Origin of the sequence: Streptomyces sp. cmx-18-6 (assembly GCF_046548915.1) — a bacterium.
Taxonomy (GTDB): domain Bacteria; phylum Actinomycetota; class Actinomycetes; order Streptomycetales; family Streptomycetaceae; genus Streptomyces.
Genome location: NZ_JAEBEP010000003.1, coordinates 492,194 through 509,044 on the forward strand (window position 1 = coordinate 492,194; position 16,851 = coordinate 509,044).

15 protein-coding genes are annotated in these 16,851 nt (G+C 73.4%); 8 read left to right on the forward strand and 7 right to left on the reverse strand.

Annotated features, from left to right (window positions below):
• Window positions 1-225 precede the first annotated feature (225 nt).
• Window positions 226-816 carry a TetR/AcrR family transcriptional regulator gene (locus tag ACLJPL_RS10320; protein ID WP_411080450.1) on the reverse strand — a complete coding sequence of 197 codons (591 nt, stop codon included), beginning with the start codon at window positions 814-816 and terminating at the stop codon, window positions 226-228.
• Between the two features lie 112 nt (window positions 817-928).
• Between ACLJPL_RS10320 and ACLJPL_RS10325 the strand changes: the two genes are divergently transcribed.
• From ACLJPL_RS10325 to ACLJPL_RS10345, 5 genes are all read left to right on the forward strand, one after another.
• Window positions 929-1,915, forward strand: coding sequence for a saccharopine dehydrogenase (locus ACLJPL_RS10325; protein ID WP_411080451.1), 987 nt, complete (start codon window positions 929-931; stop codon window positions 1,913-1,915).
• Window positions 1,916-2,220: 305 nt separating this feature from the next.
• Window positions 2,221-3,108, forward strand: a complete 888-nt coding sequence (locus tag ACLJPL_RS10330) for a LysR substrate-binding domain-containing protein (protein WP_411080452.1) — start codon at window positions 2,221-2,223, stop codon at window positions 3,106-3,108.
• A 420-nt stretch (window positions 3,109-3,528) separates the two neighbouring features.
• On the forward strand, window positions 3,529-5,328 hold the full coding sequence (locus ACLJPL_RS10335) for an AMP-dependent synthetase/ligase (protein WP_411080539.1): 1,800 nt from the start codon (window positions 3,529-3,531) through the stop codon (window positions 5,326-5,328).
• Window positions 5,329-5,514: 186 nt separating this feature from the next.
• Window positions 5,515-6,351 carry an aldo/keto reductase gene (locus ACLJPL_RS10340; protein ID WP_411080453.1) on the forward strand — a complete coding sequence of 279 codons (837 nt, stop codon included), beginning with the start codon at window positions 5,515-5,517 and terminating at the stop codon, window positions 6,349-6,351.
• Window positions 6,352-6,517: 166 nt separating this feature from the next.
• Window positions 6,518-6,988: an RICIN domain-containing protein gene (locus ACLJPL_RS10345; RefSeq protein WP_411080454.1), complete on the forward strand. Its 471-nt coding sequence runs from the start codon at window positions 6,518-6,520 to the stop codon at window positions 6,986-6,988.
• A 78-nt stretch (window positions 6,989-7,066) separates the two neighbouring features.
• Here the strand turns inward: ACLJPL_RS10345 and ACLJPL_RS10350 are convergent, their stop codons facing one another.
• Together ACLJPL_RS10350 and ACLJPL_RS10355 are read right to left on the reverse strand one after the other, a co-directional pair.
• A complete protein-coding gene (locus tag ACLJPL_RS10350) occupies window positions 7,067-8,068 on the reverse strand; it encodes a class I SAM-dependent methyltransferase (RefSeq protein ID WP_411080455.1) in 1,002 nt (333 codons plus the stop codon).
• Window positions 8,069-8,088: 20 nt separating this feature from the next.
• Window positions 8,089-9,066: an AraC family transcriptional regulator gene (locus ACLJPL_RS10355; protein WP_411080456.1), complete on the reverse strand. Its 978-nt coding sequence runs from the start codon at window positions 9,064-9,066 to the stop codon at window positions 8,089-8,091.
• A gap of 113 nt (window positions 9,067-9,179) precedes the next feature.
• Here ACLJPL_RS10355 and ACLJPL_RS10360 point away from each other — a divergent pair, with 113 nt between their 5' ends.
• Window positions 9,180-10,130, forward strand: coding sequence for an NmrA family transcriptional regulator (locus ACLJPL_RS10360; RefSeq protein WP_411080457.1), 951 nt, complete (start codon window positions 9,180-9,182; stop codon window positions 10,128-10,130).
• 254 nt (window positions 10,131-10,384) lie between these two features.
• Window positions 10,385-11,347 carry a LysR family transcriptional regulator gene (locus ACLJPL_RS10365; RefSeq protein WP_411080458.1) on the forward strand — a complete coding sequence of 321 codons (963 nt, stop codon included), beginning with the start codon at window positions 10,385-10,387 and terminating at the stop codon, window positions 11,345-11,347.
• Between the two features lie 27 nt (window positions 11,348-11,374).
• Here ACLJPL_RS10365 and ACLJPL_RS10370 read toward each other — a convergent pair whose 3' ends face one another.
• Together ACLJPL_RS10370 and secD are read right to left on the reverse strand one after the other, a co-directional pair.
• Window positions 11,375-11,680, reverse strand: coding sequence for a 4a-hydroxytetrahydrobiopterin dehydratase (locus ACLJPL_RS10370; RefSeq protein ID WP_411080459.1), 306 nt, complete (start codon window positions 11,678-11,680; stop codon window positions 11,375-11,377).
• Window positions 11,681-11,870: 190 nt separating this feature from the next.
• The gene (gene secD, locus ACLJPL_RS10375; RefSeq protein ID WP_411080460.1) at window positions 11,871-14,183 is read right to left on the reverse strand and encodes a protein translocase subunit SecD; all 2,313 of its coding nucleotides are present in this window, start codon (window positions 14,181-14,183) and stop codon (window positions 11,871-11,873) included.
• A 249-nt stretch (window positions 14,184-14,432) separates the two neighbouring features.
• Between secD and ACLJPL_RS10380 the strand changes: the two genes are divergently transcribed.
• Window positions 14,433-14,963, forward strand: coding sequence for a hypothetical protein (locus ACLJPL_RS10380; protein WP_411080461.1), 531 nt, complete (start codon window positions 14,433-14,435; stop codon window positions 14,961-14,963).
• On the opposite strand, the gene ACLJPL_RS10385 is transcribed toward ACLJPL_RS10380, so the two are convergent.
• Window positions 14,921-15,643 (reverse strand): rod shape-determining protein, encoded by a 723-nt coding sequence (locus tag ACLJPL_RS10385; RefSeq protein WP_411080540.1) that lies wholly within the window; start codon window positions 15,641-15,643, stop codon window positions 14,921-14,923. The genes ACLJPL_RS10380 and ACLJPL_RS10385 overlap by 43 nt on opposite strands.
• Window positions 15,644-16,146: 503 nt before the next feature.
• A complete protein-coding gene (locus ACLJPL_RS10390; protein ID WP_411080462.1) occupies window positions 16,147-16,785 on the reverse strand; it encodes a nucleotidyltransferase domain-containing protein in 639 nt (212 codons plus the stop codon).
• Window positions 16,786-16,851: the final 66 nt, after the last annotated feature.

A 16,851-nucleotide genomic window follows, 5' to 3' on the forward strand; every position in this document is an offset into this window, starting at 1 on the left:
CCGGCTTGCGGCTGACTTTTCAGCCGGCTTCTCGGTCGGCTCTTCGGCTCTCTGGTGTGCCTCCACCATCCTGCCCGGAGCTGGGCGATCGGGAATCCCTCACACCGTTCTGACTGTCATCACGGGACACGATAAGCATCTCCGGCGGGCGGAAGCCCAGGACGGGACGACGACGAAGGCATCATCCGAGCAGCCCCCGCCCCGCACGCCCTCACGGCCGGATCCCTAACGGTCCGCCCCGGTGTCGAGGCCGCCCACGATCAGGTCGGTCAACGCGGTGACCGCTTCGGCGTCGGTGGCCCGCTCCCGGTTCAGCTCGGCGGCGAGCGCCTCGGCCGCGCCCAGCACGCCGACGCACCGCAGCCGGAGGACGTGGGGCGCGAGGCCGGAGTACGGCAGCAGCGCGGTGGCCATCAGGTCCGCGTAGCTGTCGGTCACCTCGTGCTGGAACGCCTCCATGTCCGGGTTCCCCTTCAGCGCGGCGGAGACGGCGCTGAGCTCCGGCATATCGGTGGCGCAGGCGAAGTAAGCGGCGCTGATGACCCGGGCAACGGCTCCCGCGCTGGGTGCGGCGTCCCGCAACGCCCGCGTGATCGCGGCCCGGTGGCGTTCGTCGAGTCGCCGGTGGAGCGCGAGCAGCAGGCCGGAGCGCGTGGCGAAGTGATCGTAGGCAATCGGCCTGCTCACCCCGGCCTTCTCCGCGAGGGTGACCAGCGTCAGGCCATCGGCGCCCTGAGTGCGCACGATCGCCACGGCGGTGTCGAGCAACTGTTCCCGCCTGGCCTGCTTGGACAGGCGGGTCGGTGTGGTGGTCATGGCCCTCCCTTGCGTTCCCACTCCAATCTAAGCTACAAAACGTAGGCTACAAAATGTAGCTTCATGGAGGCGAGGGGAACCCACAGTGGGACGGTCGGAATCAGTACTGATCTTGGGCGGTACGGGCCAGGCGGGCACGGGGGCCGCCGCCCTCCTGCGCCGATGGCACCCGGCACTGCCGCTGACGATCGCGGGTCGTGACATCGATCGCGCGCAGCGGGTGGCCGACGAACTCGGCGCCGCGACGGCCGTGACCATCGACCTGCGGCGCAGCGATCTCGGCCTCCCGGCCGGCCGGAACCACTCGGCGGTGGTCGCCGCGCTCTGGGACGACCACCTGCACGGACTGCGCTATGCGCAGCATCGCGGGCTGCCCTACCTCAGCATCTCCAGCGGCCTGACGGACATCGCACCGGAGGTCGTCGCGGGCGCCCAGCGTGCCGACGCCGCGCCGATCCTGGTGGCCAGCCACTACTGCGCCGGCGCCGTCGTCCTCGCGGCGCTGGACTCGGCCCGGCAGTTCGACCGGATCGACACCATCCGGATCAGTGCCGTACTGGACGAACTGGACACCGGCGGGCCCGCGGGGATAGCGGATCTGGAACGGTGGTCCACTGCCACCACGGCGGGACTCGTGCGCCGGGACGGCGTCTTCACCTGGGTCACCGGCCCCGACGCGGAGGCGCATGTGCGCAGTACGGACGGCACCGACCTGCCCGGCCGGAGCATCGCCATCCTCGACGTCACGAGCCTCGCCCTCGCGACGGACGCGCCCAACGTCCGCTTCGACTTCGCCGTGGGCGAGTCCGCGGGCCGCCGCCGCGGCGAGCCCGCGTCCTTCGAGGTCCGGATCGACCTCGAAGGAGCGGGCGGAGGAGGTGCTCCGCTCCGTACGAGCCGCTGCCTGGTCCACCCGGCGGGGCAGCGCCCCTTGACCGCAACGGGCATCGCCCTCGGCGTCGAGCGACTGCTCGGGCTGCGCGGCGAAGCCGTCACACCGGGCATCCACACCCCCGAGGCGCTGCTCGATCCGGCCTACGCGGTCGAGCGGATGACCGAGACCGGTGCCGCCTTCATCGGCGCGCCCGGCGACAGCTGAGCCTCACGTCAGAGGAACCGCACCCCCGCCCCGGAGGCCCCATAGGGCGTGTCGTCCGACTGCCGTCTGCCGCGCGACGGCAGTTCGACGACACCTCCCAGGAGCGGCCGGCGGTCGCGCAGTCGTCGTTCGCGGCCGTCGTTCCGCCCCTCGGTCGGGCGGGGCGGCCTCGGGCGTGACGGGTGACTGGCGGCCGGCGACTGGCGACTGGCGACCGGCGACGGTGACTGGAAGCTGGCGACCGGCGACCGGCGGCTGGCGGCTGGCGACGGTGACGTCAGGACCCAACGTCCTAACGTGGGGCCGTGGACACCTCCTACGACCCCGCCCAGCTCCGTACCTTCCTCACGGTCGCCCAGACCCTGAGCTTCACCCAGGCCGCCCGCCGGCTCGGGATCCGCCAGTCCACCGTCAGCCAGCACGTCCGGCGGCTGGAGGAGGCGGCCGGGCGGCAGTTGTTCGCGCGGGACACCCACCGGGTCGACCTGACCGAGGACGGCGAGGCGATGCTCGGCTTCGCCCGGACGATCCTGCGTGCGCACGAGCGGGCCGCGGAGTTCTTCGCGGGCACCCGGCTGCGCGGCCGGCTCCGCTTCGGGGCCTGCGAGGACTTCGTGCTGACCCGGCTGCCGGAGATCCTGGAGTCGTTCCGCCACGACCACCCGGAGGTCGAACTGGAACTCACGGTGGAGCTGTCGGGAACGCTGCACCGGCAGCTGGAGGCGGGTCGGCTGGACCTGGTACTGGCCAAGCGGAGGACCGGCGACACGCACGGTGAGCTGGTGTGGCGGGACGCGCTGGACTGGATCGGCGCGCCTCGGTCGCGGATCGATCCGGAACGCCCGGTGCCGCTGATCGTCTTCCCGCCGCCGGGCATCACCCGGGCCCGCGCACTGGAGGTGCTGGAGGAACACGGGCGGCCCTGGCGGATCGCCTGTACGAGTACGAGCCTGAGCGCCCTGGTCGCGGCGGCCCGGGCGGGTCTTGGCGTGATGGTGCACTCGCGGGGGATGATCCCGCCGGGGCTCGTGCCGGTTCCGGGCAGGGCGGGGTTGCCGGAGCTCGGCGGCGTCGACTTCGTCCTCCTGCACGGAGACCGCAGGGGTGCGGCCCAGGAGGCGGCGGACGCGCTGGCCGGGGCGATCCTGGCGGGCGGGGACCGGCTGCACCGGGGACTGGGCGGCGGCGAGTGAGCGCACCCAAGAGGGCTCGCGAATGAGCCCGCCGGAGGGGCTCGCGATTGAACCCGCCGGAAGCCCGACCCGGTGGCGAGCGACCCCAGGGCGCGGACCCGGCGGCCACGAGCGAACCTGCCGGAGGGGGCTCGCGAATGAACCCGCCGGAAGCCCGACCCGGTGGCCGCGCACGCGCCCCCGTGGAGGTGATCCCCGGCGTCGGATTCGGTGGAGATTTGGCCGCAGACTGCTTACGCCTCGGCCAGAAGCGCGCCCGAGCCTTGCCCATCTGGCCGGATTTCGACGGTCGGCCTGTGCGGACGCCGCGTTTTACGAGAGGTTCGTCCTCTCCCGCCGGGCCCCCGGTTGGGGTAGCGTCGCGGCGCTGTGCGGAGCGCCACGAGGAGCAGGTCATTGCGTGAATTCACTGTCCCACCCCTGGCTGCCGCACCTCAAGTGGGCGGTTTGGCCGATGTGGTCTTCGACTACGCGGAGGCCGATCCGCACCGGGTCGCGCTCGGCCGCAAGGACGCGGGCGGACAGTGGCGGGATGTGACCTCCGCGGCCTTCCGCGACGAGGTACTGGCCCTGGCCAAAGGGCTGATAGCGCACGGTGTCCGGTTCGGCGACCGGGTCGCCCTGATGTCCCGTACGCGCTACGAGTGGACGCTCTTCGACTTCGCGCTCTGGTCGGTCGGGGCCCAGTCGGTGCCCGTCTACCCCACCTCCGCCGCCGAACAGGTCCACTGGATGCTGCACGACGCCGAAGTGGTGGCGGTGATGGTCGAGCACGAGGACCATGCGATGACCGTGGGCTCGGTCATCGACCGGCTGCCGCACCTCAAGCGGCTCTGGCAGTTGGACGCCGGTGCGCTGGACGAGCTGGTCGGCGCGGGCGGGATGATCGACGACGAGGTGGTGCACCGGCACCGGCGCGCGGTGACGCCCGAGTCCGTGGCGACGGTGATCTACACCTCGGGGACGACGGGCCGCCCCAAGGGGTGCGTGATCACGCACGCGAGCTTCATGTTCGAGAGCGACACGATGGTCGCCCGCTGGGAGCCGGTGTTCCACTCCAAGCCCGGCGACGAGGCGGCCACCCTGCTCTTCCTCCCGCTGGCGCACGTCTTCGGCCGGATGGTGGAGATCGCGGCGGTACGGGGACGGGTCAAGCTCGGCCACCAGCCGGAGCTGTCGGCGAACGCGCTGATGCCGGACCTGATGACGTTCCGGCCCACCTTCATCCTGGCGGTGCCGTACATCTTCGAGAAGGTCTTCAACGGAGCACGGCGCAAGGCCGAGGCGGAGGGCAGGGCCGGGCCGTTCGAGAAGGCCGTGGACATCGCGGTGAAGTACGCCGAGGCGCTGGAGCAGAAGGCGTTCGGGGCCGGGCCGGGGCCGTCGGCGGGGCTGCGGATGCAGCACCAGTTCTTCGACAAGCTCGTCTACAAGAAGGTCCGCGACGCGATGGGCGGCCGGGTCCGGCACGCGATGTCGGGCGGCTCCGGCATGAACCGCCGGCTCGGCCTGTTCTTCGCCGGCGCGGGGGTGAGCGTCTTCGAGGGGTACGGGCTGACCGAGTCGACGGCCGCGGCGACGGCCAATCCGCCCGAGCGCACCCGGTACGGCACGGTCGGGCAGCCGATCCCCGGCACGTCGGTGCACATCGCGGAGGACGGCGAGGTGTGGGTGCACGGCCCCAACGTGTTCTCCGGCTACCTGAGCGACCCGGCGGCCACCCGGGCCGTCCTCGACGACGGCTGGCTGGCCACCGGGGACATCGGTTCGCTGGACGCGGAGGGCTATCTCACGATCACCGGGCGCAAGAAGGAGATCCTGGTGACGTCCGGCGGGAAGAGCGTGTCGCCGGCCGGTCTGGAGGAGCGGGTGCGGGCGCATCCGCTGGTGGCCCAGTGCATCGTCGTCGGCAACGACCGCCCGTACATCGCGGCGCTGGTCACCGTCGACCAGGAGGCGGTGGACCACTGGCTGGCCATGCAGGGCCGCACCCCGCTGGTCCCCGCCGATCTGGTGCGCGACCCGGACCTGGAGATGGAGGTCCGCCGCGCGGTGGTGGCCGCCAACACGGCGGTGTCGCAGGCCGAGTCGATCCGTACGTTCCGGATCCTGGCCCACCCGTTCACGGAGGAGCTCGGCCTGCTGACGCCGTCGCTGAAGCTGAAGCGCAAGGCGATCGAGACGGCGTACGCGGTCGAGGTCGAGGCGCTCTACCGCTGACCGGTCCCGCCGATTCCGGATCCCGGTCCCGCCGATTCCGGATCCCGGTCCCGCCGATTCCGGATCCCGGTCCCGCCGATTCCGGATCCCGGTCCCGCCGATTCCGGATCATGGAGCGGGAATGCCCGGACTCCCCCGCTCGTTGTCGTGGGGAGTACTGACCGACGACGTTAGGATCGACCGCTCGTGAGCCAGGTCCCCTCCATCACCCTCAACAACGGCCTCGAAATGCCTCAGCTCGGTTTCGGTGTCTGGCAGGTGCCGGACGACGAGGCGGCGAAGGCGGTCGCGAAGGCCATCGAGTCCGGGTACCGGTCCATCGACACCGCCGCGATCTACGAGAACGAGACGGGCACCGGCAAGGCCATCGCCGCCTCCGGGGTCGCCCGTGACGAGCTCTTCGTCACCACGAAGCTGTGGAACTCCGAGCAGGGGTACGACAGCGCGCTGCGCGCGTTCGACGCCTCGCTGGACAAGCTCGGCCTGGACTACGTCGACCTGTATCTGATCCACTGGCCGGTCCCGGCCAAGGACGCGTACACCGACACGTACAGGGCGTTCGAGAAGATCTACGCGGACGGCCGGGCCAAGGCCATCGGTGTGTCGAACTTCCACCCCGAGCACCTGAAGCGGCTGCTGGACGAGACCTCCGTGGTCCCCGTCCTCAACCAGATCGAGCTGCACCCCCAGCTCCAGCAGGCCGAGGCGCGCGCCTTCCACGCCGAGCACGGCATCGCCACCGAGGCGTGGTCGCCGCTGGGCCAGGGCAAGGGCCTCCTCGATGTGCCCACGGTCGTCGCCATCGCCCAGAAGCACGGTCGCACCCCCGCCCAGGCCGTCCTGCGCTGGCACCTGCAGACCGGCAACATCGTGATCCCGAAGTCCGTGACCCCGTCGCGGATCGAGGAGAACCTCGACGTGTTCGGCTTCGAGCTGGACGCCGACGACCTCGCCGCCTTGGCGGCGCTGGACGAGGGCAAGCGGCTCGGCCCGGACCCGGCGGAGTTCAACCTCGGCGCCTGAGCCCCAGGGCTCCGTGCGGCGACGCCCCCACCGTGGTCATGGTGGGGGCGCCGTCGTCGGTCCGTTTCCGGCGACCCGGCCAGCAGTCCTACTCTCCGTACGGCCGGCGGTCCCACACCCCGTACGGCCGGCGGTCACACTCGAATCCCCCGGGGGAGAACGCAAGATGAGCAGCGATCCGGCGCCCGTCGTCGAGGCGGGCACGTACCGCCTGCGCAATGTCGGCAGCGGCCTGGTGCTGGAGGTGTACGGCGCGGCCAAGGGCAGCGGCGCCCGGGTGCAGCAGGGCGAGGACGACGGGACGGCGGCCCAGCAGTGGCGGCTGTCCCCGGTGCACGAGGGCGCGGCCCTCTACCACCTGGTCAACGCGCACAGCGGGAAGCGGCTGGACGTCGCGAACGCCGATACGGGCAACGGCGTCCGCATCCAGCAGTGGAAGGCCAACAACTTCGGCGCCCAGGAGTGGCTGATCGAGCAGCACCTGGAAGCGCCGGGGACGGTGACGCTGGTGAGCTTCATCAGCGGGCTCGCCCTGGAGGTCGCCGACCGTTCGACCGAGGAGGGCGGGACGGTCCAGCAATGGGAGGACACCGACTCCCCCTTCCAGTGGTGGCGGTTGGAGCCGGTGCCGTCCTGACCGCAACCGCCCGCAGGCTGTTTCGCCGGTGCCGTCCTCACCCGGTGCCGTCCTCACAGCGGCCGCCCGCGGGCTGTCTCAGTCGCGGCGGCCGAGGTGGACCGTGCGGGCGGTGAGCAGGTAGAGGTCAGGCCGGTGGTGGACCCCCGCCGGGTCCTCCGGGTCCAGCAGCCGTTCCAGTACGGCGCGGTCCTCGGCGTCGAGCAGTTCGCCGAACGTCTCGTACTCCCGGGTCAGCTTGGTGACCACATGGTCGCGGGCGGCCCCGGAGAGCGGGGCCGGCAGGTCGAGCAGGAAGCTGCGCGTGCCCTGCGGGGTCAGCCCGACCGCCGCGATGAGGGCGCTCCAGTCCTCGGTCTCCCGCCTGCTGTCCGGGAGTTCGACCCGCATCCGGTCGAACCGGGCGGCGGAGGCCGCGTCCAGCCGGGCCTCCAGGCCGGGCCGGCCGATGCCGAGGTCCCGGGGCAGCCGCCGGGTGGGCAGCCCGCCCTCCAGCAGCGCCACGGTGCCTCCGGGACGCAGGAGCCCGGCGAAACCGGCGAGGGCGGCGCGCTGATCGCCCATGTGGTGCAGGGAGTTGCCGGCCCATACGAGGTCGGCCTCGCCCAACCGGCTCGCGTCCTGCGGGAACGCGGCCTCCACCGTCCGTACGCGGTCGCTCAGGCCGAGCCGCCGGGCGCGGTCCTTCGTCCGCTCCAGCAGGGCGGGCGTGGGGTCCACGGCGACCACTTCGGCGTCGGGGAACACCTCGGCCAGCAGGCAGGTGACGACGCCGGGACCGCTGCCGACGTCCAGCACCCGGCGCACCTTCGGCGCGGTGGGCAGGCCGGCGATCCAGCGGGCCGCCTCCTCGTACGGGCCGCTGTTGAGTTCGGCCTCCTGCTCCAGCATCGGGCCCATGACGCCCCAGTCGAACTCCGTGCCCGCACCCGCCGCATGCGATCCGTGGGCGTGGCTGTGGGCATGGGCGGAGTTGGCGGCGTGGGAGGAGGCGTGGGCAGGGGTGGGGGCAGGGGCGTGGGCGGGGGTGGGGGTGGGAACGTGTGCGTCGTGGTGGCCGTCGCCGGCGTGGCTGCTCATGGCGCCACCCTCGCGAGAGGTCAGCGTTCGGGCAAGTTCTCTTGCTGCTCCGGCAATTTTTCCCGGTCCTTGCCCCGGTACTCCTGCGGGCTGACTCCCCGGACGCGCTTGAACGCCGTACTGAACGCGAACGGGGCGCTGTAGCCGACCTTCCGGGCCACCGCCTCCACCGTCGCGTCGCTCTCCCGCAGCAGATCGGCGGCGAGCGCGAGCCGCCAGCCGGTGAGGTACGCCATCGGGGGCTCTCCGACGAGTTCGGTGAAGCGGCGGGCGAGCCCGGCCCGCGACACCCCGGCCCGGGCGGCGAGCGAGGCGACGGTCCACGGGTGCGCCGGGTCGTCCTGGAGCAGCCGCAGCGCCACCCCGACGACCGGGTCGCTCATCGCCCGGTACCAGGCGGGGGCCTCGGCACCGGGCCGGGAGAACCAGCCGCGCAGCACGGCGATGAGCAGCAGGTCCAGCAGCCGGTCCAGGACGACGTGCTGCCCCGGCTCGTCCTGGGCGATCTCCGCGTCGAGCAGCCGCAGCAGGGGCCCGGTCCGGTCGTCGGCGGGGAGCCGGAGCAGCGGCGGCAGGGCGTCGAGCAGGCGGCGGCTGATCTCGCCGTCCATCAGGTAGGTCCCCACGAGGACGGCCGTCGAGCCGTGGGCGGCGTTGCCCCAGGTGCGGACCCCCAGCACCATCTCCTGCGAGAGCGGCTGCCCGTGCAGGGTCGTGCAGAGACCGCCGGGCCCGATCAGCGCGTGCGGCACGGCCCCGGGCACATCGGCGACGGTGTACGGAAGCGGGCCCCGGACCACCGCGATGTCGCCGGGCGTCAGACGGACCGGCTCGGCCTCATCGGACGGGACGATCCACGCCGCGCCCCGGGTCACCGACATCAGGCAGATCGGGGCGCGGTCGGCCACCCGTACCGCCCAGGGCGGCTCCATCACCATGCGCAGCAGGAAGGCGCCCCGGGCCCGGGGCCCGTCCAGGAGTCCGGCGAGAGCGTCCATGGCGACCAGCGTAGACGCGGGCGGGCCGGAGGAGGGCGGGGCTTGGACGCAGAAGCAGGGGGCTGAGCTTCTGGACGATGTCCACGGCGTGCGGGGCCCGGAAGGCTGGAGCCATGACGGAAAAGGCGTATACGAGGCAGCACGGGATCACGGCTGCGGGCGACGACGGACAGGAGCAGGACATGACGAAGGAGCGGGTCGTGGGGACGGTTCTGGTCACGAGCGGCACCGGCAAGACCGGCCGCCGGGTGGTGGAGCGCCTGACGGCGCTGGGGACGCCGGTCCGAGCCGGGTCGCGTACCGGCGAGGTGCGCTTCGACTGGGAGGACGAGTCGACCTGGGGCCCGGCGCTGGACGGCGTGGAGGCGGCCTATGTCGCGTACTACCCGGATCTGGCGGTGCCCGGTGCGGCCGAGGCGATGGCGGCCTTCGGGCGGATCGCGGCGGCGAGCGGGGTCCGCAGGGTGGTGCTGCTGTCGGGGCGCGGCGAACCCCAGGCGGCCGTCGCCGAGGAGGCGCTGCGCGGGGCGGCCGGTGAGGCTGGTGGGGCTGGCGCGTCCAACGGGACTGACGGGGTCGAGCTCACCGTCGTACGCTCGGCGTTCTTCGCGCAGAACTTCAGCGAGGGCGCGCTGCTGGACAGCGTGCTCGGCGGCGAGCTGGTCTTTCCGGCCGGGAACACGGCCGAACCGTTCCTGGACGTCGACGACCTGGCCGATGTCGTGGTGGCGGCGCTGACGGAGGACGGGCACGCGGGTGCGGTGTACGAGCTGACCGGGCCCCGGTGCCTGACCTTCGACGAGGCCGCGGCGGAGATCGGCCGGGCGGCGGGGCGGCCGGTGCGGTACGTGCCGGTGACCGGTCCCGAGTACGCGGCGGTGCTGGAGGGGTTCGGTGTGTTCGGCCCCGAAGCGGGCTTCCTGGCCGAGTTGTTCGCGACGCTGCTCGACGGTCACAACAGCGCGACGACGGACGATGTGAAGCGGGTGCTGGGGCGGGAGCCGAAGGAGTTCAGCGCGTTCGCCCGCGAGGCGGCCCGGGACGGCGCTTGGCACGGCGTCTGACACGGCATCCAGGACGGCATCCGGCAGGGCATCCGCGGCGGCACCCAGGGTGGCATCCGAGGCAGCGCCCGACACAGCGTCCGGCACGGCTGAACTGGAACGGAACCCTCCGGCCCCTGGATCCCCGTGCCCGGGCCGACGCACTTCGCGGTGTCGGCCCGGGCACGGCTGCGGGATACGGCCCGGAAACATTGACCGGACAGAAGGATGACCGGCATATTGCCGGGGTGCACCCGGGGCCATAACTTGCCCTTATGGAGCTGGAGTTGCGCCATCTGCGAACGGTCCGTGCCATCGCCGACACCGGCAGCCTCACCAAGGCCGCCGCCGCCCTGGGCCTCGCCCAGCCCGCCCTGAGCGCCCAACTGCGGCGGATCGAGAAGGCCCTGGGCGGCACGCTCTTCGAGCGGGACCATACGGGCGCCCGCGCCACTCCGCTCGGCGAACTCGTCCTGGAGCGGGCCCGGGTCGTCCTGCCCGCCGTGAGCGAACTCCAGGCGGAGGCCGTACGGTTCGCCAACGCCACCGGGCCGCTGGAACGGTTCCGGCTGGGCGGTACGCACGGCCCGCTGCTCGGCGGACTCGTCGACCGGATCGCCACGGCGCACCCGGCGGCGCCGGTGTCCACGTACACCTCGTGGTCGGTGGACGAGATCGCCTCCCTGACGATCGACGGCCGCCTCGACTTCGCGCTGATCGGCACGTGCGGCGAGAGCCCGCCGCCCCTGGCCGACCGGCTGGTCTGGGAGGTGGTGGGGGTGGACCCGGTGTTCGTGATGCTGCCGGAGGACCATCCACTGGCCGGCGAGGGGGAGTTGGAGCTCGCCGCGCTCGCGGACCAGTGTTGGGCCGACGTGCCGGGGGACGGCTGTTTCGCGGACTGTTTCGCCACGGCCTGCGCGCGGGCGGGCTTCACCCCCGTGTCGGTGTACGAGACGGATACCTCGTCCGTCGTCCATCTGGTTCAGGTCGGGCGGGCGATCGGGCTGTGCCGGGCGACGTTCCCGCCGGTCCCCGGCCTGGTGACCCGGCCGCTCGCCGGTGCGCCGCTCAGCTGGCGGCACCTGCTGGGCTGGCACCCCCACTCCCCCGCCGCGGACGCCGCGGCGGGGACGGTGGCCGGGCAGACCCGGGCGGCGTACGCGGAGGCCGTGTCCCGCAGCCCGACCTACGCGCGATGGCTCGTCGCGCACCCACGGTTCGGGACCGTGGGCTGAGGCGGCGGGAACGGGAAGCGGGGAGCGCTACTCCGCGCCGTGGAGCGGTGCGACGGCCGCCACCCGGCCCGCCAGCTCGAGGTCCTTCTCCGTGACCGCGCCACCCGCGTCGTGCGTGTGGATGGCGAGGGCCACCGTGTTGTACCCGAGGGTCAGGTCGGAGTGATGGTTCAGCTCCTCCTGGATCCGCGCGATGTGCACGGTCAGCGCGGCGGCGGCGAAGTGCGAGGGCAGCCGGAAGGTCCGGGTGATCCGGTCCCCTTCCAGCGCCCAGCCGGGCAGCGCCTCCAGACGGCGTGTGATCTCGGTCTGCGACAGCGGTTCGGCGGACATGGAACGGCTCCCGTGGGTCTCGGTATCGGTGGTGGTGTGGGTGTGGGTGCGGTGCGGACTGTGGCGGTGATACGGCGGACGGGTTCAGCGCCGGCCGTGTGCCCCGTACGCCGGTACGCCGGTACGCCGGTGACGTTACGGTCTTCGCGCGGCGGCTGCCTCCCCGGCGCGGCCCCGGCGCGCCGCGCGGTCAGACGCGGGCTCCGTTGTCGAGCGGGTCACGCCGAGGTGCGCGGCCGCGCCGGGAGGCCCTCCCCGGTACGGGCGGCGGGGCGTCGGTGGTCCGTTCGAGGACGAGGGCCCCCGGTACGGCGGTGAAGACCGAGGACCAGGTGCCCACGCAGATGCCGATGAGCAGGGCGAGGGCGAAGTCGGCCAGCGAGTCGCCGCCCAGCACCGCGAGGGCGGCCAGGATGAACAGGGCCCCCATCCCCGTGTTCACCGTACGGGGGACGGTCTGGAGGACGGCCCGGCGGGCGATGGTCGGCAGGGGTGTCTTCCGGTTCCCGGCCCACAGCTCCCGTACCCGGTCGAAGACCACCACCGAGTCGTTGACCGAGTAGCCGATGACGGTGAGCAGGGCGGCCAGGAAGATGCCGTCCACGGGCCGCCCCAGCCAGGCGAAGGCCCCCACGACGACGATCACGTCGTGCACCAGCGCCGCGACCGACGCCACGGCGAACGTCCAGCGGAACCGGACCGCCAGATAGGCGAGTTGCACGAGTACGGCGACGGCCAGGGCGATCAGCGCGTTGCGCCGCAGTTCGTCGCCGAGGCTCGGGCCGATCAGCTCGTCCCGTACCTTCGTGGTCTCACCGCCCTCGGCGGCCAGGGCGGCCCGCAGGGCGTGCTCCCCGTCGTTGTCGAGCTTTCCCGTGCGTACGGAGAGGTCGCCGTCGCCCGCCGTGGTGACTTCGGCGTCACCGAAACCGGCGGCGGCGAGCGTGCTGCGGGCGGTTTCGACGTCGACCGGCCGACTGGTGGAGTACTCCACGAGCCGGCCCCCGGTGAACTCGACGCCCAGGTCCACCCCGCGTACCACGATGCCCGCGAGCGCGACGGCGACCAGGGCGGTCGAGACGAGGAGCCAGCGGACGGGCGAGCGGAACAGCCGCGGGTCCCGGCGGGTCAACCAGGTCCGTACGGCCCCGGGGCGCGCGATGCCGTTGACGCCCCGGAAGTCGCTGACGAACCGGGAGCCCGCCGCGATCTCGGTCAGCGCGCGGGCGATGACGAGCGCGGAGAACATCGAGGCGACGACCCCGATGGCGAGGGTGACGCCGAAGCCCTTGACCGGGCCCGAGCCCAGGAAGAAGAGGAGCCCGGCCGCGAGGAGCGTGGTCACGTTCGAGTCGGCGACGGCGCTCCACGCCTTCCGGAACCCGATGGTCAGCGCCGAGCGCAGGGAGCGGCTCGGCTGCTCGGCGCACTCCTCGCGGGCCCGTTCGAAGACCAGGACGTTCGCGTCGACCGCCATCCCGATGGCGAGGACGAACCCGGCGAGCCCCGGGAGCGTGAGGGTGACGCCGAGGGCGACGAGTGCGGCGTACGAGATCACCCCGTACGCGGCGAGGGCCACGGCGGCCAGCGCGCCGAAGAGGCGGTAGACGAGCGTGATGAAGAGGGCGGTGGCTGCGGCCCCGATCAGCGCCGCTTGGGCGCTCGCGTCGATGGCCGCGGCCCCGAGGGTCGGGCCGACGGTCCGCTGTTCGACGATCTCGACGGGTACGGGCAGGGCCCCGCCCTTGATGAGCAGGGCCAGGTCCCGGGCCTCCTTCGCACTGAAGGAGCCGGTGATCTGGGTGCCGTCGGAGGGCAGTCCGGCCTCGCAGCGGACCGAGGGGTCGACCTGGGGCGAGGAGATGACCTTCTCGTCCAGGACGATCGCGACGCGGCGGCGCTCGTCCTGGACGGGATGGCAGGCGGCCTCGCCGGTCAGCCGGGTCCAGTCCCGTCCGGCGTCCGCGTGGAAGTCGAGGGACACGTTCCAGCCGGCCCGCTGTGCGTCGAAGGAGGCCGTGGCGTCCTGGACACCGGCCCCGGAGAGACGGGCGGGCCCGAGGGCCAGTGGCCGCCCCTGCTCGTCGGGGAGGGTGAGCCGGTCGGAGCCGGTCGTGTCGCTGGCGTCCGGGGTTCCGGGGGCGTCGGCCGCCGGGCCCTGGACGGCGTGGAAGCTGAGCTGGGCCGTCCGGCCGATCACGGCGGCGGCCTGGCGCGGGTCCTGGACGTCGGGCAGTTCGACGATGATCCGGTCCTCGCCGGAACGGGTCAGGACGGGTTCCGCGACGCCCAGGGAGTCGATGCGCTGGCGCAGGACCTCCAGGGTGCGGTCGGTGGTCTCCCGGTCCGCCTCGACGGTGGCGGAGTCCTTGGCCTGGAGCACCATACGGGTGCCGCCCTGGAGGTCGAGGCCGAGTCTGGGCGACATGGTCAGCGAGATGAAGACGGAGACGAGCAGCACGGCGGCAGCCAGAACCGCTCGCACCGTGGTGGCGCGAGTCATGGGAAATCCTCCGGTGGGGCGTCGGCCGCCCTCACCTCAGCGAGGACGCGGCGCCGGATCGGCAGAGCGGGGCCGGTGGCCGGCCGAGGGACCGGCGGCCGCTCCCGGAGGGCCCCGGACGCCGGGCAGGGAACCGCCGCGCCCGCAGGCCGCGCCCGCGGAGGCGGCGGTGACCCGCTGGACATGGCCGCGCGGCTCGGACGGCCCCGGCGGGCAGGGCGGCAGCGCGGCGCACGGCGACGGAGGCGCGTGAGCCGGTACGTGAACCCGGCCGACGCCGACCCGGGGCGCGTGCGCCGGATCGGCCGCTGGCGACGGGGTGTGCCCGAGCTGCTCATGACCGAGTTGCTTTTGACCGGGCTGCTCAAGACCGGGCTGCTCATGGCCGAGGGGCCCGTGGCCGAGGGGGCCGTGGCCGAGGGGACCGTGGCCGAGGGGACCGTGACCGAGAGGGCCGTGGTCGCCGGGGCCGTGATCGACGGGCCCGCGATCGGTGTGCGTATGCGTGTGCGTGTGCGTATCCGGCGCGGGCGTCGGCGTTCGCTGCGGGTACGTGAGGGTGGACGAAGCGGCGCTGTCGAGGGCGTCGGCGAAGACCGCCGCGCCGGCCGCCGGAGCGCCGCCGACCAGGGCGAGGACGGCGAGCAGCAGTGCGGCCGACACCGACCGCGCCCGCCGCGCGAGAGCGTGCGGCCGCGCCCGGGACGCGTTCCCCCGGGGCGTCCCCGGGCGCGGGGTCACCTCGGTGGGCCCGGCAGGACGGAAGGCGTCACCCCGTGACGGAGCACCCCGTGTCGGAGCACCGAGCTGAGGATCTGTCCGGCGCCGCGCACGACGGTGGTCGACGGGTCGTCCGCCAGCCGGACGGGGGCGCCGAGGCACCGGGCGATGCGGTCGGTCACGGCGGGGCGCAGCGCCCCGCCGCCGGCGAGCACCGGGCCCTTGCGCAGCGCGCCGCGGACCGCGCCGTGCCGGTCCTGCCGCCACATGGACATCACCATGTCGAGGACCGTACGGACGAGGGTCTCGGGCAGCGTCGCCGGGTCGAGGTCGCTGAGCCCGGTCTCGGCCTGCCGGGCGTCGGCGATCCGGCCGCCGACGAGGAGCGTGACCTCGGTCAGCTCCGCGCCCATGTCGACGACGAGCAGGGGGCCGGCGTCGCGCGGTCCGGCGTGCGCGGCGGCGGCCCGGGCGCTGCTGAGGACGAGGACGCGCGTCGGGCCGAGCCCGGCGAGCAGCTCCCGCGCGGCGTTGCGGTGCCCGGCCCCGGCGAGGACGGGATGGCTGAGGACGATCACGCTGTCGCCACGGTCGGGCCCGAGGGTCGCGTCGGCGATCCGGCCGAGCAGCCGCCCGCAGGACTCGGGGTCGACGATGCGCCCGCGCCGGACGGGCCGTTCGGCGTCCCCGTCGAGGGCGCGGCCGAGGAGCGGGTCGCTGACCAGGCCGTGGCCGGGCACCCAGGCCCGGGTGCGGGAGCTGCCGAGGTCCAGGGCGAGTCCCCGGGCCGCCACAGTCCTGTCGCCGAGCCGACGGTGTCCGTGGCGCACCCGGAGCGCCCCGGGCTCGTGCCCGGTCCCGAGCCCCCCGGCCCCGCTTCCGTCACGAAGCGGCCTGGGACCTCCGCCGAACGGGCGTGGTCCCTCACCGAGCGGCTCGCGCCCTTCGCCGGACCGGCCGGTCCCGCGCATGGCCTGGGGGTCGGGGTCCGGCAGGCCGAGGTGCTCGCCGCCGGGCCGACCCGGCAGGGCGGCGACGGCACGACCACGCCGCTGCCCCTCGTACGGAGAACGCATCGCCCCTCACCCCCGGTCGGCCGGCGTCAGCCGCCCACGCACCCATCGGCCCGCTGATAGCGAGGCATGACCAAGCCCTCACTATGCAATACCGGGTGAGGGAAAGCCACTTCCTCACCGAATCCAAGGCTTCCCGTGAGGTATCCGCATCAGGTCACCCCATCAGGTCACCGCGCGAGCTCCGCCAGCCACGGATGTCCGGGGTGCACGAACTCCAGCCACTCGCCGAGCACGGCCCGCCGGGCCCTGCCCAGCAGCGGCACCGTCCCGTCGAAGTCGGCCCGGTCCTTGGGCCGTGCCGCCTTCGCCTTGAACAGCAGCACCAACTCCGGGATGAGATAGGGGATCCCGTCCGCCGTTCGCTCGATGATCGCGTCGTAGGGCAGCCGCAGCTCCTCGTTCCGCCGGCAGATCCAGGTCCCGCCCTCGTGCGGCTCGCGGAAGACGTCGAACAGGAACTGGCCGCTCGCCGGATCCCGCACCCAGGTCTGGTGCGTGGCCGCCAGTTCCTCGGCCCCCGCCGCCGGCCAGACCCGGCCCGAACCCGCCGCGTCGAACGCGTGCTCCGGGAAGCGGCGTCGAATCTCCGGGAACGCCGCCGCGGGCACCGCGATCTCCAGATCGCCGTGCGGCCGCGACTGCTCCCCGCGGAACAGGTCCAGCGCCCACCCCGCCGCGACGCACCACGGCGCATCGACCCCGTCCAGCCGGTCCGCGACGCGTTCCGGCCGCCAGGCGTCCGTCCAGCGGGTCTCCAGTTCGGTCACTTCGAGCACAACGCCGCCGGGCGGCAGGGATTCGACCATCGGTACAACGTACGCGCCCGGACCGGGGCCGCCCCTCGGCCCCTCGATGCCCGCAGCCGCGTGCAG

Bases quoted from the DNA above. Each gene is read 5' to 3' on its own strand.
- ACLJPL_RS10320 (WP_411080450.1), bottom strand. From the start codon at position 816: ATGACCACCACACCGACCCGCCTGTCCAAGCAGGCCAGGCGGGAACAG.
- ACLJPL_RS10355 (WP_411080456.1), bottom strand. From the start codon at position 9,066: ATGGACGCTCTCGCCGGACTCCTGGACGGGCCCCGGGCCCGGGGCGCC.
- ACLJPL_RS10365 (WP_411080458.1), top strand. From the start codon at position 10,385: ATGGAGCTGGAGTTGCGCCATCTGCGAACGGTCCGTGCCATCGCCGAC.
- ACLJPL_RS10350 (WP_411080455.1), bottom strand. From the start codon at position 8,068: ATGAGCAGCCACGCCGGCGACGGCCACCACGACGCACACGTTCCCACC.
- ACLJPL_RS10360 (WP_411080457.1), top strand. From the start codon at position 9,180: ATGACGGAAAAGGCGTATACGAGGCAGCACGGGATCACGGCTGCGGGC.
- secD (WP_411080460.1), bottom strand. From the start codon at position 14,183: ATGACTCGCGCCACCACGGTGCGAGCGGTTCTGGCTGCCGCCGTGCTG.
- ACLJPL_RS10345 (WP_411080454.1), top strand. From the start codon at position 6,518: ATGAGCAGCGATCCGGCGCCCGTCGTCGAGGCGGGCACGTACCGCCTG.
- ACLJPL_RS10390 (WP_411080462.1), bottom strand. From the start codon at position 16,785: ATGGTCGAATCCCTGCCGCCCGGCGGCGTTGTGCTCGAAGTGACCGAA.
- ACLJPL_RS10370 (WP_411080459.1), bottom strand. From the start codon at position 11,680: ATGTCCGCCGAACCGCTGTCGCAGACCGAGATCACACGCCGTCTGGAG.